At 54.8% G+C, this 24394-nt stretch carries 24 protein-coding genes; 12 read left to right on the top strand and 12 right to left on the bottom strand.

Features of this window, described 5'->3' with window-relative positions; all coding sequences use genetic code 11:
- Positions 1-33 precede the first annotated feature (33 nt).
- The 4 genes from tsaA to QKW35_RS00245 all read right to left on the bottom strand — a co-directional run bounded on the left by tsaA (position 34) and on the right by QKW35_RS00245 (position 2992).
- Complete coding sequence (tsaA, locus tag QKW35_RS00260; RefSeq protein WP_282350061.1) at positions 34-750, bottom strand: tRNA (N6-threonylcarbamoyladenosine(37)-N6)-methyltransferase TrmO; 717 nt, start codon at positions 748-750, stop codon at positions 34-36.
- A gap of 31 nt (positions 751-781) precedes the next feature.
- Positions 782-1534 carry a sulfite exporter TauE/SafE family protein gene (locus QKW35_RS00255; RefSeq protein WP_282350060.1) on the bottom strand — a complete coding sequence of 251 codons (753 nt, stop codon included), beginning with the start codon at positions 1532-1534 and terminating at the stop codon, positions 782-784.
- Positions 1535-1618: 84 nt separating this feature from the next.
- Positions 1619-2359 carry a sporulation protein gene (locus tag QKW35_RS00250; protein ID WP_282350059.1) on the bottom strand — a complete coding sequence of 247 codons (741 nt, stop codon included), beginning with the start codon at positions 2357-2359 and terminating at the stop codon, positions 1619-1621.
- Positions 2360-2392: 33 nt separating this feature from the next.
- Complete coding sequence (locus QKW35_RS00245) at positions 2393-2992, bottom strand: LOG family protein (RefSeq protein WP_282350058.1); 600 nt, start codon at positions 2990-2992, stop codon at positions 2393-2395.
- A gap of 112 nt (positions 2993-3104) precedes the next feature.
- Here QKW35_RS00245 and QKW35_RS00240 point away from each other — a divergent pair, with 112 nt between their 5' ends.
- Positions 3105-3356, top strand: a complete 252-nt coding sequence (locus QKW35_RS00240; RefSeq protein ID WP_282350057.1) for a hypothetical protein — start codon at positions 3105-3107, stop codon at positions 3354-3356.
- Between the two features lie 10 nt (positions 3357-3366).
- On the opposite strand, the gene QKW35_RS00235 is transcribed toward QKW35_RS00240, so the two are convergent.
- The gene (locus tag QKW35_RS00235) at positions 3367-4062 is read right to left on the bottom strand and encodes a ComFC family protein (RefSeq protein ID WP_282350056.1); all 696 of its coding nucleotides are present in this window, start codon (positions 4060-4062) and stop codon (positions 3367-3369) included.
- Between the two features lie 100 nt (positions 4063-4162).
- Between QKW35_RS00235 and bioB the strand changes: the two genes are divergently transcribed.
- The 7 genes from bioB (at position 4163) to QKW35_RS00200 (ending at position 9933) form a co-directional block, all read left to right on the top strand.
- A complete protein-coding gene (gene bioB, locus QKW35_RS00230; protein WP_282350055.1) occupies positions 4163-5206 on the top strand; it encodes a biotin synthase BioB in 1044 nt (347 codons plus the stop codon).
- Between the two features lie 67 nt (positions 5207-5273).
- Entirely contained in the window at positions 5274-6431 is a 1158-nt protein-coding gene (gene bioF / locus QKW35_RS00225; protein ID WP_282350054.1) for an 8-amino-7-oxononanoate synthase, read from the top strand.
- The gene (gene bioH / locus QKW35_RS00220) at positions 6428-7198 is read left to right on the top strand and encodes a pimeloyl-ACP methyl ester esterase BioH (RefSeq protein WP_282350053.1); all 771 of its coding nucleotides are present in this window, start codon (positions 6428-6430) and stop codon (positions 7196-7198) included. The genes bioF and bioH overlap by 4 nt, the downstream gene beginning before the upstream one ends.
- A complete protein-coding gene (bioC, locus tag QKW35_RS00215; protein WP_282350052.1) occupies positions 7195-7992 on the top strand; it encodes a malonyl-ACP O-methyltransferase BioC in 798 nt (265 codons plus the stop codon). The genes bioH and bioC overlap by 4 nt, the downstream gene beginning before the upstream one ends.
- Positions 7993-8019: 27 nt before the next feature.
- Positions 8020-8709 (top strand): dethiobiotin synthase, encoded by a 690-nt coding sequence (gene bioD, locus QKW35_RS00210; RefSeq protein WP_282350051.1) that lies wholly within the window; start codon positions 8020-8022, stop codon positions 8707-8709.
- 130 nt (positions 8710-8839) lie between these two features.
- Complete coding sequence (locus QKW35_RS00205; protein ID WP_282350050.1) at positions 8840-9088, top strand: hypothetical protein; 249 nt, start codon at positions 8840-8842, stop codon at positions 9086-9088.
- An 86-nt stretch (positions 9089-9174) separates the two neighbouring features.
- Entirely contained in the window at positions 9175-9933 is a 759-nt protein-coding gene (locus QKW35_RS00200) for a putative metalloprotease CJM1_0395 family protein (protein ID WP_282350049.1), read from the top strand.
- Between the two features lie 53 nt (positions 9934-9986).
- On the opposite strand, the gene QKW35_RS00195 is transcribed toward QKW35_RS00200, so the two are convergent.
- From QKW35_RS00195 to xseA, 4 genes are all read right to left on the bottom strand, one after another.
- A complete protein-coding gene (locus tag QKW35_RS00195) occupies positions 9987-10748 on the bottom strand; it encodes an alpha/beta fold hydrolase (protein WP_282350047.1) in 762 nt (253 codons plus the stop codon).
- Positions 10749-10828: 80 nt separating this feature from the next.
- Positions 10829-11455 carry a BamJ family beta-barrel-assembly machinery protein gene (gene bamJ / locus QKW35_RS00190; RefSeq protein WP_282350046.1) on the bottom strand — a complete coding sequence of 209 codons (627 nt, stop codon included), beginning with the start codon at positions 11453-11455 and terminating at the stop codon, positions 10829-10831.
- A gap of 43 nt (positions 11456-11498) precedes the next feature.
- Positions 11499-12341 carry a peptidoglycan DD-metalloendopeptidase family protein gene (locus QKW35_RS00185; RefSeq protein WP_282350045.1) on the bottom strand — a complete coding sequence of 281 codons (843 nt, stop codon included), beginning with the start codon at positions 12339-12341 and terminating at the stop codon, positions 11499-11501.
- Positions 12341-13693, bottom strand: coding sequence for an exodeoxyribonuclease VII large subunit (gene xseA, locus QKW35_RS00180; RefSeq protein ID WP_282350043.1), 1353 nt, complete (start codon positions 13691-13693; stop codon positions 12341-12343). Before xseA ends, QKW35_RS00185 begins: the two co-directional genes overlap by 1 nt.
- Positions 13694-13893: 200 nt before the next feature.
- Between xseA and guaB the strand changes: the two genes are divergently transcribed.
- The gene (guaB, locus tag QKW35_RS00175; protein ID WP_282350042.1) at positions 13894-15363 is read left to right on the top strand and encodes an IMP dehydrogenase; all 1470 of its coding nucleotides are present in this window, start codon (positions 13894-13896) and stop codon (positions 15361-15363) included.
- A gap of 80 nt (positions 15364-15443) precedes the next feature.
- Complete coding sequence (guaA, locus tag QKW35_RS00170; RefSeq protein WP_282350040.1) at positions 15444-17024, top strand: glutamine-hydrolyzing GMP synthase; 1581 nt, start codon at positions 15444-15446, stop codon at positions 17022-17024.
- Between the two features lie 107 nt (positions 17025-17131).
- Here guaA and QKW35_RS00165 read toward each other — a convergent pair whose 3' ends face one another.
- Positions 17132-17689, bottom strand: a complete 558-nt coding sequence (locus tag QKW35_RS00165; protein ID WP_282350039.1) for a CBS domain-containing protein — start codon at positions 17687-17689, stop codon at positions 17132-17134.
- A 116-nt stretch (positions 17690-17805) separates the two neighbouring features.
- Positions 17806-18105: a hypothetical protein gene (locus QKW35_RS00160; protein WP_282350038.1), complete on the bottom strand. Its 300-nt coding sequence runs from the start codon at positions 18103-18105 to the stop codon at positions 17806-17808.
- Between the two features lie 231 nt (positions 18106-18336).
- Between QKW35_RS00160 and tadA the strand changes: the two genes are divergently transcribed.
- Positions 18337-18873 carry a tRNA adenosine(34) deaminase TadA gene (gene tadA / locus QKW35_RS00155; protein ID WP_282350037.1) on the top strand — a complete coding sequence of 179 codons (537 nt, stop codon included), beginning with the start codon at positions 18337-18339 and terminating at the stop codon, positions 18871-18873.
- Positions 18874-18878: 5 nt separating this feature from the next.
- On the opposite strand, the gene mltF is transcribed toward tadA, so the two are convergent.
- Positions 18879-20342, bottom strand: coding sequence for a membrane-bound lytic murein transglycosylase MltF (gene mltF, locus QKW35_RS00150; protein ID WP_282350035.1), 1464 nt, complete (start codon positions 20340-20342; stop codon positions 18879-18881).
- A gap of 108 nt (positions 20343-20450) precedes the next feature.
- Between mltF and purL the strand changes: the two genes are divergently transcribed.
- Entirely contained in the window at positions 20451-24353 is a 3903-nt protein-coding gene (gene purL, locus QKW35_RS00145; protein ID WP_282350034.1) for a phosphoribosylformylglycinamidine synthase, read from the top strand.
- Positions 24354-24394: the final 41 nt, after the last annotated feature.

Raw genomic sequence — 24394 nt, 5'->3', positions numbered from 1 at the left:
GAGGACGTCTAATAAAGACCATGGATCTTTTGGCTAGGTTCCCGTGCTGATGATCGATTCAACGTATATGTGATCGTTCGTTATTTGCCAGCGTATATCGAAGTTATGAAGTTTTACACCATAAATGCGTTCTGAATCATTTTTCTTGTACGCCGGACGTGGGTCACAGCTGAGAATATCGCAAATCTGCTCGGTTAGGGATGATCCGCTATTCTGCTCATACAGCTGACACACGGTCTTGGCCTCGGGGGAAAACACCACGGGCAGATCGAGCTTTTCGATTTTGTCGGCCACGGCAAACTCCGCATTGTCGATCACGTCGGAGTAGGGCAGGTAGGGTTTGATGTCCAGAATAGGGGTGCCGTCCAGCAGGTCGGCGCCACGCACGTCCAGAAACACTTTATTGCCTTCTACCCGCACTGCTTCCAGTTTTACCGGTGACAGGCCCAACGGATTGGGGCGGAAAGGCGAGCGGGTGGCAAATACGCCCAACTTTTTGTTACCGCCCAGGCGCGGTGGGCGCACCAGCGTACTCCAGCCTTTATCGACACACTCACTAAACACAAAGATCAGCCAGATATGACTGGCCTGTTCCAGGCCCCTTACTGCTTCAGCAGAACTAAACTCCGGCAGCAGCTCAATGGTGGAGATAATGCTGTTGGCCAGACCGGGCTGACGGGGGATGCCAAATTTTTCTTTGAACGCGCTGCGGACAACGGCAATCGGCTGCAGGTGAAGTGAGTCGATCACGAAGATTTCCTGTGAGTTATTGAACCGTTGATTATATCAAACCACTGATGCCATCGATCAATAGCTTGGTACCCGCCAGCGCCAGCAGTCCGTAACAGAACTTGTAGAACCAGCGTTCGTCTATGCGGTGGTGCAGAAAGCTGCCTATATACACACCCAGCGGCGCGAGCGGCGCCAGTACCAATGCTGTTAGCAGAGTATCGGTCGTGAACTGGCCCAGCCAGAAATAGGGCACCAGTTTGATGTAATTGACGGTGGTGAAGAAGATCACCGTGGTGCCGACAAACGCTGCTTTATCCAGCTTCAGGGGCAGCAGGTAGATATTAAGTGGTGCGCCCCCGGCATGAACACCAAAGCTAGTAAATCCGCCTATTACGCCCCAAAAGCTGCCACGCCATACACTGCGCGGTTTTGCTTCATCCTGGCCTTTACCGCGCAGGTGGTTAACCACAAAAGCCATGGCCACCGTACCGATCATCAGCTTGATCTGTGCTTCGTCCAGGTAATGGAAACTGAAGGTGCCCAGCAGGATGCCAAGCAGGGCGGCCGGTAGCAGAATAGACAGGTGGCTCCAATCGGCAAACTTTCGAAAACGGATTACCCCAAAGATATCCATCAGGCAGAGGATCGGCAGCATGATAGCCGCTGCCTGGACCGGTGAAATCACAAAGGACATCATCGGCACTGCCAGCAAGCCCAGCCCTCCACCAAAACCGCCCTTGGAGATACCGGTAATCATCACAGCAGGGATGGCGAACAGATAAAACAGTGGGATATCGATCACGGGGCGAAACATCCTTGGTCATAAAAACTCCGATCTTTGCGGATCAGAGGTTGATTCTGTAGATCCGGCAGGTGTAGGTGCTTCTTACAGTACCTGACGCAGCTGTTTTTCAAGTGCGACCGGATTCAGATCTCTGTGTTCCAGGGTGAACGACATGAAACCGTCACCACGGAAGGCGCGATCCAGTTCCAGCAGCACGTGGGTGCGATTCGTTTCCGGTACAAAGGATACCTCAATCTCCTTGGTGCCGAAGAAACCACCGCTCTCCGGGCGGAATTCCAGCTCCTGATACGCGCCGCAGGTGGAGACAAAGCCATCACCGCGCAGCAAGCCTTTTTCCACATCGGCACTGTGCAGGTAGTAACCGCAGTTTTCCAGGGCGCCAACAAATGCACGCATTGCGTCGGTTGGCACGATGTTCAGTGGATCTTTATCGGAGGCGTCCAGCGCCAGATCGATCTCCAGGCCAGTGGCAATCCAGACATGACAGCGGTTGTCGTGACAGTTCAGTGCGGTAATTGGCGTTTCATGGTGCAGTACGCCTTCAAACGGCACGGAGAGGGTCTGGCCCGGCTGCAGGCTGACATTGTTCTTGATCTGCCATTTTTGCAGTTTGACGTTTTCGGTGTGTTCGCCATCGTCCGTTTCCACTTCGGCGCGAGTAACCAGCGCCAGCTCAATGCCGGAGATATCCTGTTCAACATCGCCTGCGGTGATCTCGATGGAGGCGCGGAACGGTTGACCCGGCATCAGGGTGTCAGTTTCCAGAATGGTATCTACTTTTGCTGCGCCAATCCCTATGCTGGCCAATAACTTCTTAAACATCAGATCATCCGTCTGTTACTTCGTGGGGTGAATTCAATTATCTTGGGCGCCAGGCTTGAGGACGCTGCGATTGCGCCATTTATCGGCGGGTGGTTGGTAGTCGTGAAACGCCTGCAGGATCTCATCCGGGCGTTCTCCCACAACCAGCATGCGGCTGTACTCTTCCCGGATGAACTGTTGTGACTGGGCGTGGTGGATAAATTCGATCAGTTTGTCGTAGAAACCGGCGACGTTATACAGGGCACAGGGTTTGTGGTGAAGTCCTAACTGAGCCCAGCACCACACCTCGAACAGTTCTTCCATGGTGCCGCAGCCGCCAGGCAGCGCGATAAAACCGTCAGCCAGTTCGGCCATCATTGCTTTTCGCTCATGCATGTCCTGCACCGGAATCAGTTCGCTCAGGCCTTTGTGAGCCAGCTCCTTTTGGGTCAGCAGGCTTGGCATGACCCCGGTTACTTTACCGCCTTCGGACAGGGCCCCGTCCGCGACAGCCCCCATGAGGCCAACGGTGGCGCCGCCGTAGATCAGTTCAACGTCGCTACGGGCCAGGATTTGTCCCAGCTCGTAGGCGGTTTGCATATACACAGAACCTTCAGGGCCGGGTGAAGACCCGCAATATACAGCAACTTTCATGGTTCTCGCTTCGCAGACAGTTGGACTGCGCTCATAGTATCGGCTTCCGTACAAGGACACCATGTTAGACTACAGGGCACGTCCTTTAACTTTCTGATGTGCTGTCTGTTGCATGGCTAAACCCAACCCCAAGGGGCCGGTGAAAACCGTCGATATCGTCTGTGCCCGTTGTAAAACCAAGCTGTACCGCTACCGCAAGGGCGGTAAAGGCGCATTGGTGAAGTGCTTCAAGGAACGCATCAGCGAAGACTTCACTGAGACTCCCTGTACCTGTCCGGGCTGTGGACAGGTTTTTGCCCGCGAAGCCCTGATTCGTGGCACGCCTGCGTATAAGGTGATCGGCGGCAAGGTGCTGATGAAGTAATGTCGGGCGTTCAGCGATCTTCCGCAGTACGCACCAGCACCCACACATCAATCGTCTGTCCCGGCGACTGCCGTAACACCTGACAGATCTCGGATACGGTGGTGCCGGTGGTCATCACGTCATCGATCAATGCAACGTGTTGGGCTTCGAAGGGTCTGCAGCTGAAGGCACCACGTAGGTTTTTTTGTCGCTCATTGCGATGGAGAGCCATCTGCTGAGCTGTTGCCTGATGTTTGCTGAGCAACTCGCAGTTGACTGGGATACCGAGTAGCTTCCCCAGCAGTCGCGCCAAAATCTCAGCCTGATTGTAGCCGCGCTGACGCAGGCGTTTTTTGTGCATCGGTACAGGGATCAGCAGATCAGGTTTGCGTTCTGGCTTTATATAGCGCAGATGGCGCGCCATCATTTCGGCCAGTGCCGCCATATATACCGGTTTATCGTGGTACTTGATCTGCGCAATCAGCTCGTTGATGGGAAACTGATAGTCAAAGAGGGCGTGTACCTGTCTGAACGGTGCCTGTGCTTTACGGCATTGTGGGCACAGGTAGCTGTGTGTCTGTGGCAGGGCACAGCGTGGGCAACAGGTATCGATCCAGGGGAGGTCACGCTGGCAATCGGGGCAGATACCACGCGGGTGTTTGGTGTGGGATCTGCATAAAATGCACTGACTAAAAAATAACCAGTAGTTATCCGTGGGTGTTCTCATTGGTTGACAGTTCCTTCTGTCCCTATATTATTGGTCCAATGTGAGCGCGTGGCCATCACGGGCCCGCTTATCAAAGGATTTTCCAGGGGAAAGAAATACGATGCAAGATAAAACCGCTATCCGTCACGACTGGACCGAAGCAGAGGTGCGCGCTCTATTTGAGCTGCCGTTTAACGATCTGATGTTCCAGGCGCAGACTGTGCATCGTCAGTACTTCAACCCGAACGAAGTACAGGTGAGTACGTTGCTGTCGATCAAGACAGGTGCGTGCCCGGAAGACTGTAAATATTGCCCACAGAGTGCCCACTACAGTACCGGCCTTGAAAAAGAGCGCCTGCTGGAAGTGGAACGTGTGGTTGAGAAAGCCAAACAGGCAAAAGCCTCCGGCTCTTCCCGTTTCTGCATGGGCGCGGCGTGGAAGCATCCGCACGAGCGTGATATGCCTTACGTTCTGGACATGGTGCGCCAGGTTAAAGAGTTGGGTCTGGAAACCTGCATGACCCTGGGTATGCTGGATCAGGACAAAGCGGACCGTCTGGCAGATGCAGGCCTGGATTACTACAACCACAACCTGGACACCTCGCCTGAGTACTACGACAAAATTATCACTACCCGTACTTATCAGGACCGTCTGGATACCCTGCAGCACGTACGTGATTCCGGTATGAAGATCTGCTCCGGGGGGATTCTGGGGATGGGTGAAACCGCAACCGACCGCATTGGCCTGCTGCGCCAGCTCGCCAACATGCCGGTACAGCCGGAAAGTGTACCGATCAACATGCTGGTTAAAGTAGAAGGTACCCCTCTGGAGAATGCTGAAGATCTGGATAACCTGGATTTCCTGCGTAGCATCGCTGTGGCACGTATCATGATGCCGGCGTCTCACGTGCGCCTGTCTGCGGGTCGTGAATCCATGAGCGATGAGATGCAGGCGATGGCCTTTATGGCCGGTGCCAACTCCATCTTCTACGGCGAGTGCCTGCTGACCACGCCGAACCCGGAAACACACCGTGACCTGAAACTGTTCAAACGTCTGGGCATCAAACCGGAGCAGCGTATCTCCGAAAACGATGAAACCCAGGAGCAGGCGATCATGAGCGACCTGCAGAAGCAGGCCGACAGCCAGCACTTCTACGAAGCCTGATCGAGTTTTTTCCGCAGGTCCTGTTCCCCTGGGGCCTGCGGCCTTCCTTTATTGATCGGATCTGTCTATGTCATTTGATCAGTTACGGGATGAACTGACCGCCCGTAAAGACCAGTCTCTCTATCGCCAGCGTCGTATGCTGGAGAGCCCACAGGCACCGGAAGTGCAGGTGGACGGCAAAAACTACCTGGCATTCTGCTCCAACGATTACCTGGGGCTGGCCAACCACCCTGACGTGATCAAAGCACTGAAAAACGGTGCTGATCGATACGGTGTGGGTGGTGGGGCCTCCCACTTGGTAAATGGCCACAGTCAGGCTCACCACGAACTGGAAGAGGCACTGGCCGAGTTTACCGGCCGTCCCCGTGCGCTGCTGTTTTCTACCGGTTACACGGCGAACCTGGGGGCGGTCAACGCACTGCTGGATAAGCGCGATGCCGTTTTTGAAGATCGTATTAACCACGCCTCTCTTTTGGATGCCGGTCTTCTGAGTGGCGCGCGTTTCCAACGCTACCTGCACAACGACGCCCAGAGTCTCGAACAGAAACTGAGCCGCAGCGAAGCCCGCCGTAAGCTGGTGGTTACCGACGGTGTCTTCAGCATGGACGGCGACATTGCCGAGTTACCAGAGATCTGTGGTACAGCGAAAAAGCACGATGCCTGGGTGATGGTGGACGATGCCCACGGTTTTGGCTGTGTGGGCAAAGGTGGTCGAGGTTGCGTCGAGCACTTTGGTCTTGGGCAGGAGGATGTACAGGTATTGGTGGGTACCCTGGGTAAAGCCTTTGGTACTTCCGGTGCGTTTGTCGCCGGCAGCGAAGAGCTGATCGAGATCCTGGTGCAGCACGCACGGACCTATATTTACACCACCAGTATGCCGCCGGCAGTGGCGATGGCGACCCTGGCAAGCCTGAAGATCCTGCGCGACGAAGAGTGGCGCCGGGAGAAACTGGCCGCTCTGATCAAGCAGTTCCGCGACGGCTGCGAGCAACTCGGCTTGGAGTTGATGGATTCTCCGACACCAATCCAGCCGATCATGGTGGGGGATTCAGCCGAAGCGATGCGCATGAGCGCCGCAATCGAAGCTGAAGGGATCTTTATCGGTGCGATCCGTCCGCCAACCGTTCCGCAGGGTAGTGCCCGTTTGCGTGTCACCTTCAGTGCCAGTCACACCGAAGCACAGGTGACCCGTCTGTTGGAAGTTTTGGAGAAGGTCAGCCGATGATTCAGTTGTACACCGAACAGCACGGTAATCCCGCGAATCCGGCACTGGTGATGCTGCACGGATGGGGTATGAACTCCTCCATCTGGTTGAATGTTTTGCCAGCGCTGGAAGAGCACTTCAGCATCACGCTGATCGACCTGCCCGGGTTGGGGCAATCGCCAGCCTTGGATCGCTTGACCTTTGATGCCGCCGTTGATGCTCTGTTGGCTGCGGCGCCTAAGCGTGCCCACTGGCTGGGTTGGTCTCTGGGGGGGCAACTGGCAGTGGCGGCTGCGGCGAAAGCGCCTGGGCGCGTAAGTGCGCTGGTGATGGTTGCGTCCAACCCATGTTTTGTTGCCCGTGATGACTGGGTCAGCGCGATGGATACAGAGACCTACCAGGGCTTTAAAGGGTCACTGGCAGACAATCCAGCCAAAACACTGACCCGTTTTATCATGCTGCAAACCCAGGGAGCAGAAGCGGGACGCGACAGCCTCAAAATGCTAAAGCAACTGCTGAAAGAGGATCGGCCATCCGCGTTGGCGCCTGCACTAACCCTGCTGGAAACCGATGCCCGTGATGCCTTGGTTGAGTTGGAGATACCTGTGTTGCTGCAGTTTGGAGAAAAAGATCTGCTGGTGCCAGTGAGTGCTGTAGAAGGCTGTGCAGCGCTGAATGCCGAAGCGAAAACCGCAGTCTACGAAGGCGCAGGGCATCTGCCCTTTATCTCTCACACCTCGCGCTGGTGCGACGATGTGATCGCGTTTCTGTCTGGGGCCCATGTATGAGTCCGGCATCCTTTGATAAAAAGCGCGTGGCCGACTCCTTTAGTCGTGCAGCCTGTTCCTACGATTCCGTGGCCGAGCTGCAACGTGGCGTCGGGCATGAACTGCTCGAGCGCCTGCCGGACACCAACCCTCCGGTGGTAATGGACTTGGGCAGTGGTACCGGGTACTTCACGCCACTGCTGAAACAGCGTTATCCACAGGCGTATATTGTCAGCCTGGACTTGGCGGAAGGGATGCTCAACTATGCCCGTGAAAAGCGCCCACTGGATGATACCGTATGGTTGTGTGGTGATGCGGAGTCCCTGCCGCTGGCGGACAACAGCGTTGATCTGATCTTTACCAGCCTGGCGATTCAGTGGTGCGAGCAAACCGACAGGCTGTTCGCCGAGATTGGGCGTGTGCTGAAATCCAGTGGTCAGTTTGTGTTTAGTACACTGGGACCGGAGACCCTGCATGAACTGCGCACAGCCTGGGCGCAGGTGGATGACCAAGTGCATGTGAACCGGTTTATCGATTGGAATGATCTGCAGGCAGACCTGCCGGACATGTTGCAAGTGGATAGATTCGAAACCGAATACCGGGTGTGCCGCTATGCGCGTTTACGTGATCTGACCAACGAACTCAAAGGCATCGGCGCCCACAACATGAATGCAGGCCAGCCATCCGGCCTGACAGGTCGGGCGCGGATCAAGGCGTTCAGCGAAGCCTACGAATCGCAGCGTCATTCTGAAGGCTATCTGCCGGCAACCTATCATGTATATTACGGCGTACTTTCCAAGCGCCAGACCAATTAAGCCAACCTCTATACAGCGACGAATAAGATGGCAAAGCGTAGTTTCTTTATCACCGGAACCGACACCGATGCGGGAAAAACCATTGTAACGGCCGGACTGCTGGCTGCAGGGAACAAAGCGGGTAAACGCACGATTGGCCTGAAGCCCGTGTCGGCGGGTTGCGAAAAGACCGACGACGGGCTGCGCAATTCTGATGCGGTTATCTTGCAGAATACCGCAAGCGTTAAGCTGAGCTATGAGCAGGTGAATCCAATCGCCTTCGAGCCGCCTATCGCACCGCATATCGCTGCAATGAACGAAGGGCGGATGCTCTCTGGTGAGCGTATTGCGGCTTTCTGTCGGGGGGCCATGATGCAACCTGCAGATTTGGTGCTGGTGGAAGGGGCAGGTGGCTGGCGAGTACCGTTGAGTTACCGCGAAACCATGGCGCAGATTCCCAAGTCATTACAGGTGCCGGTGATTATGGTGGTTGGTATGAAACTCGGATGTATTAACCACGCATTGCTGACGGCAGAGAGCATTACCCGTGACGGTGTACCGTTGGCGGGCTGGATCGCCAACAAAGTTGATCCTGATATGAATAGCTACGACGAAAACCGGGATACCATTGCTAATATGTTGCGCGCACCGCTATTGGCCGAGATCCCGCACCTGGACGATCCAACACCGGAAAACATCGCCGAGTATATCGATATCGATCGGCTGTTGGCTGGCTAAATCGTGACCAGTCGCTGAAACTGGTCTACACTGTCTTGCTGGAAGTCGTATTTGTTGTAGCGCCTGTGTGTCGTTTGGGGGACCGGGGTGTTGCAGCTGATGATCAAATGGAAGGTAAAGGGGTGGTCCTATGAACGTCACCAACGCATTGCAATCCGGCGTAATCGGACAGAACAGAACCCTGGATAATGTCGCTAAAGCATCCGGGGACCTGCATGGCAGCGGTAAACCAGACCATGCTGAGGAAGCGACAGGTCGTGAACCTGCCAGTGTTAGTGCAGTAAAAGACACGACTGTGCAGGAAACTGAAGCAGCAACCAGCAAGGTAGTCACCGCAGCGTCTGAAACCGTAGGCGGCAACATCAACATTCGCGTCTGATATTTGCCATGGAACTGCACGCCGCCAGCGCACTTTCTCCACCGCTTTTATCATCGCCCACGGTTCGACCGGCGGGTGAAACACCCGTGCAGCCTGAAAAAACTCAGGCTGTATCCGCATCTGCAGATCTTGAACATTCGGCTAAGCCTGTTGAAAAAACGGAAAGTGGATCTGGCGACTCCACCCCTACCACCGCCTCTGACGAGAAAAAATCGACCGCAACGGCAGGGTCTGAGCTGACCGGAGAGGAGTTGCAGCTAGTTGAGGAGCTGGAGGCGCGTGACAGGGAGGTACGCCAGCATGAGCAGGCCCATGCCAATGTCGGCGGACAGTACACCGGTGCGCCTGAGCTGGAATACACCCGTGGTCCTGACGGGCGTATGTATGCAGCCAGCGGTGAGGTCAGCGTTGATACCTCGGCAATCCCCGATGATCCGGAAGCCACTATCGAGAAGATGCGTACTGTCATCGCTGCAGCATTAGCACCGGCTGAACCCTCCACGCAGGATCGTCAGGTGGCGGCAAAAGCGCAGGCGCTGATGGCTGAAGCCTTGGCCGAGCTGGCAAATCAGGAACCAGACGAGACTGGTGACGAAGGTGAAACCGGCGGGTCTGAAGCGGTATCTGAGCCGGGAATGACGCCTGCAAGCGCATCACCGCAGGAAGGTGGAGATGAGTCGGAAAACACCGCGCCCAGTGGTGGCTTTGAAAGCTTGAGCGAGACGGAACGGGACGGGGTGAAAACCCTGGATGAAACCCGTTTGGAGATGGAGCGCCGTCTGGTAGAAACTGGCGTGTTTACCAAAGTCTTCCCTGCAGGCAGTATTATCGAGCAGCAGGTTTGAGCGTTACGCTCACGGTCCCGACCTACTGCTTCCCTTCTTAAGAACCTGCTAAATCAATCCAGTAAGAATCCCAGCACGATTTTGCCGAAGATCGATGGCTTCTCTGCGTGTGGCCAGTGGCCAGCACCCTGCATCAGTTTGTAGCTTGTGTTAGGGAACAGGGTCAGTACCTGATTGCGGTGTTCGGGTAGCAGGTAGTGGGAGTTTTCGCCCTTGATAAACAGGGTTTTGCCCTGAAACGGTGTGCCGGACGGTGCCGCACCAATGTGGGCGTATTCGTCGCGCAGTACATCAAGGTTCATGCGCCAGCGGAACTGTTTGTTTTCATCACGATAAAGGTTTTTCAGCAGGAAGGCACGGACACCCAGTTCACCCACATGGGTTGCCAGTTGCTTGTCGGCATCGCCCCGGGATTTAAGCTGATCCAGCTGTATGGAGTACAAACCGGTAAATACTTCGTCATGGTGAGGGGGGTATGCCACCGGGGCGATATCCACCACAATCAGTTTTCGCAGCCGATTGGGGTAATTCAACGCCAGCTGCATGGCGGCTTTGCCCCCCATAGAGTGGCCAAGGATATTTGCACTCGCCAGACCCAAGTCATCCATCAACTCGACAATATCTGCAGCCATCGCCGGATAGTCCATCACCGAATCGTGATCGGAACGGCCGTGGTTACGCATATCCACAGCAATTACCTGAAAATACTCGGACAGCGCTTTGATCTGCGTTCCCCAGTTTTCGTAGGTGCCAAACAGACCATGCATGATGATCAGCGGATCGCCTTCACCATATACCTGATGGAAGAGTTTCACGGATTGTATCTCCGGGTTGTGGATAAAGTGGGGGAGGTGAGCCAGCCGGTACGAGTGACCGGCTGGACAGGCAGGGCTGCTTACAGGATGTCCAGCAACTCTACATCAAATACCAGTGCGGAGTACGGAGGGATACCGCCTGGAGAACCCTGCGCACCGTATGCCAGGTTGTAAGGGATGTACAGGCGCCATTTAGCACCCTTAGTCATCAGCTGCAGTGCTTCAGTCCAGCCAGCGATTACGCCGCCAACAGGGAATTCAGCAGGCTGGCCACGATCGTAGGAGCTGTCGAAGACTTTGCCGTCGATGAATGTACCGTGGTAGTGGGTGCGTACTTTAGAGCTGGCAGATGGTTTTTCACCGTTTTCTTCGCCTGCTTCAACGATTTCGTACTGAAGACCGGATTCCAGCGTCACAACACCTTCGCGTTTTGCGTTTTCAACCAGGAACTCTTCGCCCGCTTTAACGAACTCTTCTGCCTGCTTCTTCTGTGCTTCCTGGATACGCTCGTTGATTACGTTGAATGCGTCCTGAATTTCGTTAACTTCGATAGCCAGTGCTTCGCCGTTAAAAGAGTCACGGATGCCTGCTGCCAGAGCGTCCAGGTCTACGCCTTCAAAGCTGTTTGCGGCCAGCTGATCGCCCATCTGACGACCGATGCCGTAGCTCGCTTTCTGTTCGATGGTTTCCAGTTTCAGTTCGGACATGTGTCTTTCCAAAGATAGAGTTGGGGGCGGGTTGCCCGCCAAATTAGTTGTCGAGGAATAATATTGGGTCGACCCGTACATTATTCAAGCTTACGCTCCAATGCAGGTGTGGACCGGTGACGCGACCCGTTTTTCCGATGGCGCCGAGTGGATCGCCGGTTTGCAGTTTGTCCCCGGGTTTTACGTCGATACGGCTCATATGGCAGTACATGGTGGTCAGGCCTTGACCGTGGTCCATGATCACGGTTTTGCCGTTAAAGAAGTAGTCTCCCACTGTGAGCACAGTGCCTGCTGCCGGCGCGGTGATCGGTGCGCCCTGAGGCGCGGCAATATCCAGACCACTGTGCGGATTGCGGGGTTGTTTGTTGTAGAAGCGCTTCAAGCCAAATGGACTGCTAAACGGTCCTTTAGCGGGCAGCTCAAATTTCACCGGAGGCTGTTCGATCGATTCCCAATGTTTGAAGGCGGCGACCATCTCGGTTTTCTCCCGGCGCCATCGCTTCACCTGTTCCGGATCCGGGTTGACGTGCTTCTTGTTTTTGATGGTCAGGTACTGCGCTTTGTACTCTTTGTTCTGGATGGTGAGCGGATACTTTTCACCACCGGCGGAGATCACCAGTTGTTGATCTGATTTGGCTTTTAGCGGGATACCCACAATGGCGAGCCAGCGGGTCTGGTTTTCATATTCCGTACCCTGTGCGCTGACGACCATCACGCGGTTACCGCGGAAGTCGGCCTGTGGGGCTTTGGAGGAGGTCAGGCCAGGAAGTGGTACAACTGCGATGCCACCCGGTACGCGGGATTCTTTCGGCAGGTCTGCCGCTTGCAGCAATGTGCTTGCAACCAGTAAAGCCGCTGGGGGGAGCAGTGAAGTGAGCAAACGCATTAACAATTCTCCGTAATTATCTGGTCAACGGTACACTGCAGTCGTCCTTTCTGCAGGCGTGTCTGAATCTGTTCGCCCACCTTTACCTGCTGGCTGTCCTGCAGCACTTTTCCGTTTTCGTCCTGCACGATGGCATAACCTCGATCCAAAGTAGCGAGAGGGCTTACCGCATGGAGACGCTCGGCCTGGGCTTTAAGTTCCATTCGGGCTTGCCTCAACCGCGCCTGGAGCAGTTGCTGTAGCTGGTGCTGATATTGAACCACTTGCTGGCGATAGCGACGGATCTGCTGACTCGGTTGTTGGTTCTGCAGGCGCTGTTGTAAGTGCTGCAGGCGGGTTTGACGGTCGCTGAGTTTACGCAGCATTGCCCGTTGCATGCGTTGTTCCAGGTCGTCCAGTCGTTGGGCCTGCTGGCGTAGCTGGTCGCCAGGATGGCGCAGACGGGCGCGCAGTGCCACTAGCCGTTCCCGACGGAAATAGAGCTGGCGCTTGAGTTGCGATGCCAGGCGCTGTTTCGCCTGATTCAGGCGCAGCTGCAATGTGTGCTGGTCAGGACTCACCATCTCGGCCGCAGCGGATGGGGTCGGTGCGCGCACATCGGCGATAAAATCGGTTATGACCACATCTACTTCGTGACCCACGGCACTGATCACCGGAATCCGGCTGTTGAATACTGCGCGGGCAACGCGCTCTTCGTTGAAGGCCCACAGATCTTCCAGTGAGCCGCCACCACGGCCAACGATTAACACATCGCAGATGTTGTGGCGGTTAGCCAGTTCAATTGCGCGTTCTATCTGTGTAATCGCTTCTTCACCCTGCACCGCGGTGGGGTACAGTGTGACAGGAAGGCCTGGGAAGCGACGCTTCACTACTGTGAGGATATCGTGGATGGCGGCCCCGGTGGGGGAGGTGATAATCCCGATATGCGCCGGGTGGCTCGGCAGCGGTTTTTTATGCTGGTTGTCGAACAGGCCTTCGCGGTGCAGCCGGGCTTTTAGTTCTTCGTAGGCCTGTTGCAGACGACCGGAACCACTTTCTTCCATGTAATCGCAGATCAACTGGAAGTCGCCGCGTCCCTCGTACAGACTGACCTTGGCCCGCACGAGTACACGATCGCCGTTCTTGGGCTGGTATTTCAGGAACTGGCTGCGGTTGCGGAACATGGCGCAGCGTACCTGGGCCTTGTCGTCTTTCAAGGTGAAATACCAGTGGCCGGAGCTGGGGCGGACGAAATTTGAAAGCTCCCCCTCTACACTGATCATCAGGAAGGAGCGCTCCAGCAGCGAACGAGCCTGCTTGTTTAGTTCGGAAACGGAGATGGCGCGAGTGGTGTTGGGATTATCGTTATACATAGCGCCCATCTTAAACCAACTTTGATGCCGCTTCAGCGCCTGAGATTTTCTTTCAATCGTTATACTGCTGTCATCGAATGAGCGCAGCATACAGATCGTGAATTTATCGTTGCGGATTGGTCAGGATTGATTGAGCAAAAAGTCTAATGGCTGTATAATTCCGCTCTTAATTTTTTCAACGAAATACAGGTTGGCTGCGAATGTTGCGAATCGCTGAAGACGCACTTACTTTTGACGATGTGTTGCTGGTCCCGGGCTACTCCGAAGTACTGCCTAAGGACGTTTCCCTGAAAACCCGTCTGACCAAGGGTATCGAACTGAATATCCCATTGGTGTCTGCGGCGATGGATACTGTGACTGAATCTCGTCTGGCGATTGCAATGGCTCAGGAGGGCGGTATCGGTATCGTTCATAAGAACCTGACCATTGAACAGCAGGCAGACGAAGTTCGCCGCGTTAAGAAATATGAATCAGGTGTTGTAAATGACCCTGTCACCTGTACTTCCGACATGACCGTCGGTGAGCTGCAAAAGCTGGCTGACCAGATGGGCTTCTCCGGTTTCCCTGTTGTGGATGATGGTGAGCTGGTGGGTATTGTGACCAGCCGCGACATGCGTTTCGAAAATCATCTGGATGCGAACGTTGCCTCTATCATGACGCCAAAGGATCGCCTGGTAACCGTTGAAGAAGGTGTGGATAAAGATAAGGTTCGCAACCTGCTGCGTAAACACCGTATCGAGCGCATCCTGGTTGTAGATGAAGAGGGGAAACTTCGCGGCATGATGACCGTGAAGGACATGAACAAAGCTAAGGCTTACCCAAATGCAGCAAAAGATAGCCAGGGTCGTCTGATCGTCGGCGCTGCAGTGGGTACTGGCCCAGAAACCCCGGATCGTGTAGCAGCACTGGTTGCTGCAGGTGTTGACGTAATCATCGTTGATACCGCACACGGCCACTCTAAAGGTGTTATCGACCGTGTCGCTTGGGTTAAGGACAACTTCCCTCAGGTGCAGGTAATCGGCGGTAACATCGCAACTGCAGAAGCAGCGATTGCGCTGGCTGAAGCGGGTGCTGACGGTGTGAAAGTGGGTATCGGCCCGGGTTCCATCTGTACTACTCGTATTGTTGCTGGTGTAGGTGTGCCACAGATCAGTGCCGTAGCGAACGTTGCTACCGCGATGGAAAAATACGGTGTGCCGGTTGTTGCTGACGGTGGTATCCGTTTCTCCGGTGACCTGTCCAAAGCGATCGTCGCAGGTGCATCCGCGGTGATGGTGGGTTCCATGCTGGCGGGTACTGACGAAGCACCGGGCGAGGTGGAATTGTTCCAGGGGCGTGCCTTCAAATCATACCGTGGCATGGGCTCTCTGGGGGCGATGGGTCAGGGCAACGGTTCCTCCGACCGTTACTTCCAGGACGCGAAAGCGGGTGTGGAAAAACTGGTACCGGAAGGCATCGAAGGCCGCGTGCCGTGTAAAGGTCCAATGGCCGGTGTGGTACACCAGCTGATGGGTGGTGTGCGTGCGTCGATGGGTTATACCGGCAGCGCAGATATCACCACCATGCGTACCGTGCCGCAGTTCGTACGCATCACCAACGCGGGTATGGCGGAGAGCCACGTTCACGACGTGAGCATCACCAAAGAAGCGCCTAACTATCGCGTCGGCTAAATAATTATCCATTATGATCAATGGGGTGGTGTAAAACCGCCCCATTTTCGTTTTTAGATACTCCACTGGAGTGACAGTAGATGACACAAGATATTCATGCTCAACGCATTCTGATTCTGGATTTTGGTTCCCAGTACACTCAGCTGATTGCGCGCCGTGTACGTGAGATTGGTGTTTATTGTGAGATTTACGCCTGGGACCTGGATGAACAGGAGATTCGTGATTTTAATCCGAAAGGTATCATCCTGGCGGGTGGCCCTGAGTCTGTAACAGAGGGTGAGTCTCCTCGCGCGCCTGAGGTGGTATTTGAGCTGGGTGTTCCGGTACTGGGTATCTGCTACGGCATGCAGACCATGGCGGCGCAGATGGGCGGTAAGGTAGAAACCTCCAACAAGCGTGAATTCGGTTACGCGCAGGTGCGCCTGAGCGACAGCCCAAGCCGTTTGCTGGAAGGTATTGAAGATCACTTGGCGAACAACGGCTCCCTGCTGCTGGATGTATGGATGAGCCACGGTGACAAGGTCACCGAGCTGCCGGAAGGTTTCGGTATCATCGCGTCTACTGACTCTGCTCCAATCGCAGCGATGTGTCATCCGGAGAAAAACTTCTACGGTGTACAGTTCCACCCGGAAGTGACTCACACCAAACAAGGTGGTCGTATTCTGGAGCGTTTCGTACGTGATATCTGTGCAACCGAAGCACTGTGGAACCCGGCAAATATCATCGCTGATCTGATCGAAAAAGTGCGTGAGCAGGTGGGTAATCAGAAGGTGCTGCTGGGTCTGTCCGGCGGTGTGGATTCCTCCGTTGTTGCAGCACTGCTGCACAAGGCGATCGGTGACCAACTGACCTGTGTGTTTGTAGACAATGGCCTGCTGCGTAAGAACGAAGGTGATCAGGTGATGGACATGTTCGCTAAGAACATGGGCGTTCGCGTGGTCCGTGCTGATGCGGAAGAGCTGTTCCTGGGACGCCTGGGTGGTGAAAATGACCCTGAGAAGAAGCGTAAGATCATCGGTAACACTTTCATCGAAGTGTTTGATGACGAAGCCGGTAAGCTGCAAGACGTTAACTTCCTGGCTCAGGGTACTATCTACCCGGATGTGATCGAATCTGCTGCGGCGAAGACCGGTAAGGCACACGTGATCAAGTCTCACCACAACGTAGGTGGTTTGCCGGAAGATATGGCGTTTGAACTGGTTGAGCCGCTGCGCGAACTGTTCAAAGATGAAGTGCGTAAGATCGGTCTGGAACTGGGTCTGCCGTACGATATGGTTTACCGTCACCCATTCCCGGGTCCGGGCCTGGGCGTGCGTATCCTGGGTGAAGTGAAGAAAGAGTACGCGGATATCCTGCGTGAAGCGGATGCGATCTTCATCGAAGAGCTGCACAACGCTGATTGGTATCACAAAACCAGCCAGGCATTTGCTGTATTCCTGCCGGTTAAGTCCGTAGGTGTTGTGGGCGATGGTCGTCGTTACGAGTACGTAATTGCACTGCGTGCCGTAGAAACCATCGACTTCATGACCGCGCGTTGGGCGCACCTGCCATACGAGCTGCTGGAAACTGTATCCAGTCGCATCATCAATGAGATTCCACACGTATCCCGTGTGACTTACGATGTGAGCTCTAAGCCACCTGCAACGATTGAGTGGGAGTGATCGGGCGTCTGATCTAGCAGATACCGATCCCTAGAGTTGAAAAAAAACCCATTGGAAACAATGGGTTTTTTTTGAAAAGCGGGCGGCAACACCCGCTTGTGTGGACGTTAGTGTTTTGCCAGAAAAACGTTATAGAAACTCGGTGGTCCTTGAATATCAATAGGTAAGCGTAGCTTACGGGATATGTCACTGGCGGAGAAAATGCCCCGGATATGGTGTGTGGTCTGGTCGATTACCAAACAGTGTTGTTCACCCCAGTCTTTCAGTGTCTCGACCACCTCACGAATCGTTGCGCGGGAGACCTCGTCGTAGTCGAGTGCCTTTAGATCAGTTTTTAAAACCATAAGTTCTGATACGGAAATCTCTTCTCGCTTAAGCCCCTCCGAGATTTTTTGTACCAATCGGCGTTCACTCAAATGATCGCTGCTGATGACACCAAGAAATTGGTCATCTGCATTTACCACGAGTTTCATGCGTACATGTGCTTTTTGCATCATCCATTGAACATCAACTGCCGCGGTGGTGTCTTCGATGACTTGAGGTGTTGTTGATGCGAAATCTGTGAAGAATGCCAGTGCGGGCGAGTCTAGAGTAAGCTCCTGGCTTTCGGAGGGTGTTGCCAGCTTGTCGATGTCGGTGGTCTGGTAGAGGTTGAGGTTTTTCATGGTTAAATCCCCTGATACGTTGTACCAAAATTTAGCTGTAGAAGTTGCTGATATGGTGTGTGATTGGTGCCGTTTGCAAGTGTCAAAATGGATGTAGCTTGCTTGGCATAATCCGATCAAATCAGGGATTCCGGTGGGGCGCGGATGGGGTGGAGACTTAATGTTTGGGCATGGAGCCTGCGGTGCAAAACGAGAGAGACCCATGGCGTTGGGTGCTGATGCCAAGGTGTGAATCCCGATTTGAGAAACCAGTGGTCAGGTATGTCACTATCATCGTCGGTGTCTACATTGGTGATCGATGAATCCGGCGCCATATCACCACTAAGATACAAAGGTGGATGGCTGTTAGTGGTGCTGACAGGGAGGCTTACAGCGGCCAGAAACAACAGGCTTGTCGTGACGAGAATCTTGAACATCAGAGACTCCGAGTGGGTTTCGTATCTAAGTATTGGATTGGCCGTTTGGTTTTGCAACCGTATGGTTAAGCTTTTTCTAAAGTATTGTGGGCAATGATGTGTGCGGGAAGGTCTGCTGTGGTTGATGGAATAGGGCTGGAAGACGGTGCATCTATGCATAACTCAGCACGTGATTTGTCATAATATGTGCTCAATGTAGGCGGCAATGTCTGGTTGATTTAGGCGGTTTTGATGGAAACAAATAGAGTTGAGGTGCAGCGACAGTTGGATGAGCATTGGATGCGTCGTGCGCTTGTGTTGGCTGAAAGTGCTGCTGAGGTGGGAGAGGTGCCCGTGGGGGCGGTAGTTGTGCTGGATGGTGAAGTGATAGGTGAGGGCTGGAATCACCCGATCAGTGGTCATGACCCGACCGCCCACGCGGAGATCATGGCGCTACGTACGGCGGCACAGAAAGTGGAGAACTACCGCTTGGTGGATGCTGATCTCTACGTAACGATAGAGCCCTGTACCATGTGCGCAGGTGCAATCATTCATGCCCGCATTCGCAGGGTGGTCTACGGTGCGACCGAGCCTAAGTCCGGTGCGGTGTGCAGTAACGGGCAGGTGTTTGAGCAGCCCTGGATGAATCACCGTGTCGAAGCGGTTGGTGGAGTGCTGGCCGAGTGCTGCAGCGAACGCATCAGCCGCTTTTTTCAGCAGCGCCGTGCAGAGAAAAAAGCAGCGAAGCAGGCGGCACGGGAAAACGCGGAAAAAAATCCCGCCTCTTAAGTGGCCTAGAGTGTGAGTGGGGCTTCCTTGATTGAGCTGGCGCTTTGGCTGCTATCCGGCAAGGGGCCTTGTTTGCTGGCCTCGCGCATTTGGCGTAGTTGAAATTCCCAGCGAATCAGATCTAGGTAACGTTGGATATTTTTTACGTAGATGACGGGCTCATAACCACGTGCATACCCGCGTTTAACCGTCTTGTAGTAGCGGGGTTTGGTGAGAAGAGGTAGGAATTCACGTACATCTTTCCATTTATCCGGATTCTTGCCGGCGCGTTGGGTCAGGATGCGGGCGTCTTCCAGATGGCCGTAACCCACGTTGTAGCTGGCCAATCCAAACCAGATACGGTCCTCTCCTTGAATACGCTCCGGTATCTTTGCGATCACCTTCTTTAAATAACGTGCGCCGCCACGAATGCTTTGTTCCGCATTGGTCCTGTTCTTAATGCCCATCTCTTTTGCGGTCGCCCGGGTTAGCATCATGATGCCGCGTACGCCGGTTGGGGACACCGCTTTGCGGTTCCAGTGGGATTCCTGATACGCGATGGCGGCTAACAGTTGCCAGTTGATGCCGGTTTCGGCCTCCGCGTCATGGAAGTAGGCTTCCAGCTTGGGGAAACGGGTTTCCATCTGATTGCGGAAGGTGATGGTGTCGAAGAAATTGAGGCGGTTTTCTCTCTGAAAGTACTTGGTCTTAAGCTGCTCAATCAGCGCCAACGTACTCTCTTTGGCAAAGAAGCGCTCGAGTGCGTGTTTCAGTGAGTCATCGGGATGCGGGGAGTACATCCAGGCCAGCGGCTGAGGTTTGTTTAGCAGCATGCTTTTATTTACGCCCGGGAAATAGGAACTCTGCGAGTTATAGGTGACTTCGTCCATCACGGTGAAGTCCACCTTGCGCTCGTGCACCTGTTCCAGTAGGTCGATGGCGGGTTCATCGCTTTCCTGCCAGGTCAGCTCCGGATTCTCGGCCTTGAGCTTCTTAAGAACGTCGATGTGGCTGCTGTTGGTGGGGACAACGATGGTTTGACCGATCACCGATTCCAGCTTTTTCGGGGCCGGACTGCCTTGCTTGATCCGGTAGATCAGCGCAGAGCTGGTATGCAGGTAGGAGGGCGAAAACGCGAAGCTTTCCTGGCGTTGCGGTGTAATGGTCAGGTTGGCGCCAGCGATATCGGCATCGCGGTTTTTAACCAGGGTGAACAGGTCGCTGAAACTGGGGGCGACAATGATTTCCAGCGAAACGCCGATGTGATCGGCAAAGGCCTTGGCGAGTTCATATTCGAAACCTGCTGGTTGGCCTTTCTCCAGGAAGTAAGTGCTGGGTGTGTTGAGGGTTACCAGCTTCAGGCTGCCGGATTCACGGATCGCTTGCAGCTCGGTTTTGCTGTTATAGCCAATGAGCGCCGGAATGATCAGCAGGATCAGTATGCCGATCAGATCAATGATGTCCTTCTTGCGTTTAAAGTCATACAACATAAGCGCGCTATTTCTGGTATCCCTAGGGGTCTTTCGGGTAAAATTACCGCCTAATTTTCTCCTGTAACCACGGCTTGCCCGGCAACCTTCAAGAGGCTTGTAAAAAACATGCTAGCATTGCGTGGAGCACCTGCTCTTTCTGCTTTCCGTCACGAAAAGCTGCTGTCTGCTCTCCAGTCCAAAGTTCCTGCTGTTACAGCACTGTACAGCGAGTTCATGCACTTTGCGGATTTGGAGCAGGACCTATCAGCAGACGAACAACAGGTATTGGACCGCATCCTGCGCTACGGACCAAAAGCTGACGTTGAAGAACCTGCCGGCCAGCTATTCCTGGTTGTTCCCCGCCCGGGCACTATCTCTCCTTGGTCTTCCAAAGCAACTGACATCGCCCACAACTGTGGCCTGAGCAGTGTAAAGCGTCTCGAGCGCGGCGTGGCGTACTATATTCAGGCATCCGGCGATCTGGATCAAGCCGCACAGGATGCAATTGTTGCTGAGCTGTATGACCGTATGGTTGAAGCGGTTCTGCCAGGCATCGACGCGGCATCTGCCCTGTTTGTGGAGGAATCTCCGGCACCGCTGACCACTGTGGATATTCTGGGCGGTGGCCGTGCTGCACTGGAAACAGCGAATACTGCGCTGGGTCTGGCGCTGGCGGAAGACGAGATCGATTACCTGGTAGCCAGCTTTAACGAGCTGGGGCGTAATCCAACCGACGTTGAATTGATGATGTTTGCGCAGGCTAACTCCGAGCACTGCCGCCACAAGATCTTCAACGCCTCTTGGGATATCGATGGGGAAGCACAGGAGAAGTCCCTGTTCGGTATGATCAAGAACACCTACGAGCAGGGCGGTGACAACGTTCTGTCCGCGTACAAGGACAACGCATCCGTAATTGTGGGTGCCAAAGCGGGTCGTTTCTTCCCTAATTCGGAAACCAAGCAGTACGGCTACAACGAAGAAGATATCCACATTCTGATGAAGGTGGAGACCCATAACCACCCAACCGCGATCGCTCCGCACTCGGGTGCAGCGACCGGTTCCGGTGGTGAGATCCGTGATGAAGGTGCGACCGGTAAAGGTTCCAAACCAAAAGCGGGTCTGACCGGTTTCACCGTATCCGATCTGAATATCCCGGGCTTTGAGCAGCCATGGGAGTCCAAGTACGGCAAACCAGACCGTATCGTCAGCGCACTGGACATCATGATCGAAGGTCCGATCGGTGGTGCGGCATTTAACAACGAATTTGGTCGTCCGGCGCTGACCGGTTACTTCCGTACCTTCGAACAGAAGGTGAACGGTGCGGCTGGCGAAGAGGTGCGTGGTTACCACAAGCCGATCATGATCGCTGGTGGTCTGGGTAACATCCGTGGCGAGCACGTAGAAAAAGGTGATATCGCTGTTGGTGCCAAACTGATCTGTCTGGGTGGTCCTGCAATGCAGATCGGCCTGGGTGGTGGTGCGGCGTCTTCCATGTCCTCCGGTACCTCCTCTGCAGACCTGGATTTTGCCTCTGTACAGCGTGACAACCCGGAACTGGAGCGTCGCTGTCAGGAAGTGATCGACCAGTGCTGGCAGCAGGGTGATGAGAACCCAATTGCCTTTATCCACGACGTGGGCGCGGGTGGTCTGTCCAACGCGTTCCCTGAGCTGGTAAAAGACGGCAACCGTGGCGGTAACTTCGAGCTGCGTAATGTCAATAACGACGAGCCGGGCATGTCCCCGCTGGCGATCTGGTGTAACGAAGCGCAGGAACGCTACGTTATGGCGGTTGAGCCCAAGGATCTGGCGCGTTTCGAAGCGATCTGTGCCCGTGAACGTTGCCCATACGCGATTGTGGGTGAAGCAACCGAAGAGCATCACCTGACCCTGGGTGACACTCATTTTGAGAACAAGCCGGTTGACCTGCCGATGAGCGTACTGTTCGGCAAGCCACCAAAAATGCACCGTTCCGTAGAACGTAAGACCTACGAAGTGCCAGCATTTGACGCGTCTGCAATCGATCTGAAAGATGCGGCAGAGCGTGTAATGAAGCTGCCTGCAGTAGCATCCAAGTCCTTCCTGATCACCATCGGTGACCGCTCCATTACCGGTACCGTTGCCCGCGACCAGATGGTTGGTCCATGGCAGGTGCCTGTAGCGAACTGCGCCGTCACAACGTCTTCTTACGATACTTACGCCGGTGAAGCGATGGCGATGGGTGAGCGTACCCCACTGGCGCTGGTGGACTCCCCTGCGTCCGGTCGTATGGCGATTGGTGAAACCATCACCAACCTGGCATCTGCGCCGATCAAGCAGATCAACGACATCAAACTGTCGGCAAACTGGATGTGTGCAGCCGGACACCCGGGCGAAGACGAAAAACTGTACGACACCGTTAAAGCGGTGGGTATGGAACTCTGTCCACAGCTGGGTATCACCATCCCGGTCGGTAAGGACTCCATGTCCATGCGTACCGTGTGGAACGACAACGGTGAAGACAAGTCTGTAACTGCGCCGATGTCCCTGATCATCTCCGGTTTCGCGCCGGTGACCGATGCACGTAAGACACTGACGCCGCAGCTGCGTACCGACCTGGGTGAAACCGACCTGATCCTGCTGGATCTCGGTAGCGGCCAGAACCGTCTGGGTCTGTCTGCGCTGGCTCAGGTATACAACGAAGTGGGCCAGGATGTGCCGGATGTGGATAGCCCTGAACAGCTGGCGGCATTCTTTGCTGCGGTTCAGGAACTGAACACACAGGATCTGCTGCTGGCTTACCACGACCGTGCCGACGGTGGTCTGTTCACCACGGTGGCGGAGATGGCATTTGCCGGTCGCACCGGTATTGATCTGAACCTGGATATGCTGGCTGCTGACAGCAGCGAATTCGCGGCAGCCCTGTACGCAGAAGAGCTGGGTGCAGTGGTGCAGGTGAAACGTGAAAACACCGAACAGGTCCTGACAGAGCTGAACGCAGCGGGGCTGGGTGAGATCGCGAAAGTGATTGGTTCCCCGAACGAAGACGATCAGATCTGTGTTCACTTCGACGACGAAGAGATCTACGCGGAGAGCCGTGTACAGTTGCAACGCTGGTGGGCGGAAACCTCCTACCAGATCCAGGCGATGCGTGATAACTCTGAGTGTGCGAAGCAGGAGTTTGACGCGCTGCTGGATGTAGAAAATCCGGGGTTACACGCAGAGCTGAGCTACGACATTAACGAGGATGTGGCAGCGCCGTTTATCCAGACCGGCAGCCGTCCGAAGATGGCAATCGTGCGTGAACAGGGTGTTAACGGTCAGATCGAGATGGCCGCGGCATTTGATCGCGCAGGTTTCGATGCGGTTGACGTGCACATGAGTGACATTCTGGAAGGTCGTCGCGAGCTGGACGAATTCAAAGGTCTTGTGGCGTGTGGTGGCTTCTCCTACGGCGACGTACTGGGGGCGGGTGAAGGCTGGGCGAAGTCCATCCTGTTCAACAGCCGCGCACGTGACCAGTTCCAGAGTTTCTTCAACCGTGAAGACACTTTCGCACTGGGTATCTGTAACGGCTGTCAGATGCTGTCCAACCTGCATGAGCTGATTCCGGGTACCGACCTGTGGCCACACTTCGTACGTAACCAGTCAGAGCAGTTCGAAGCTCGTGTAGCGATGGTTGAAGTACAGGAGAGTAACTCCATCTTCCTGCAGGGGATGCAGGGCTCGCGCATGCCGATTGCGGTAGCACACGGTGAAGGTCGTGCGGAGTTTAAAGACGAAGCGCACCTGGCAGGTCTGCAGGGCAGCGGTGCGGTTGCACTGCGCTATGTGGATAACTACGGCAAGGTAACCACAACCTACCCTGCTAACCCGAATGGCTCTCCGGACGGTATCAGCGGTGTGACCTCTGCGGATGGTCGTGTGACCATCATGATGCCGCACCCAGAGCGTGTCTTCCGTGCCCTGCAGAATTCCTGGGCGCCGGACGCATGGGATGAGGACGGTGCATGGATGCGTATGTTCCGTAATGCACGCGTTTGGGTTGGTTAAGTCAGCCAATCTGGTGCACTAAGAAAGGCGACCTTCGGGTC

Source organism: Pontibacterium granulatum, from assembly GCF_029961155.1.
Taxonomy (GTDB): domain Bacteria; phylum Pseudomonadota; class Gammaproteobacteria; order Pseudomonadales; family Balneatricaceae; genus Pontibacterium; species Pontibacterium granulatum.
The sequence above is the reverse complement of the archived record's forward strand: the minus strand, read 5'-3'. Positions and strand labels throughout refer to the sequence as shown.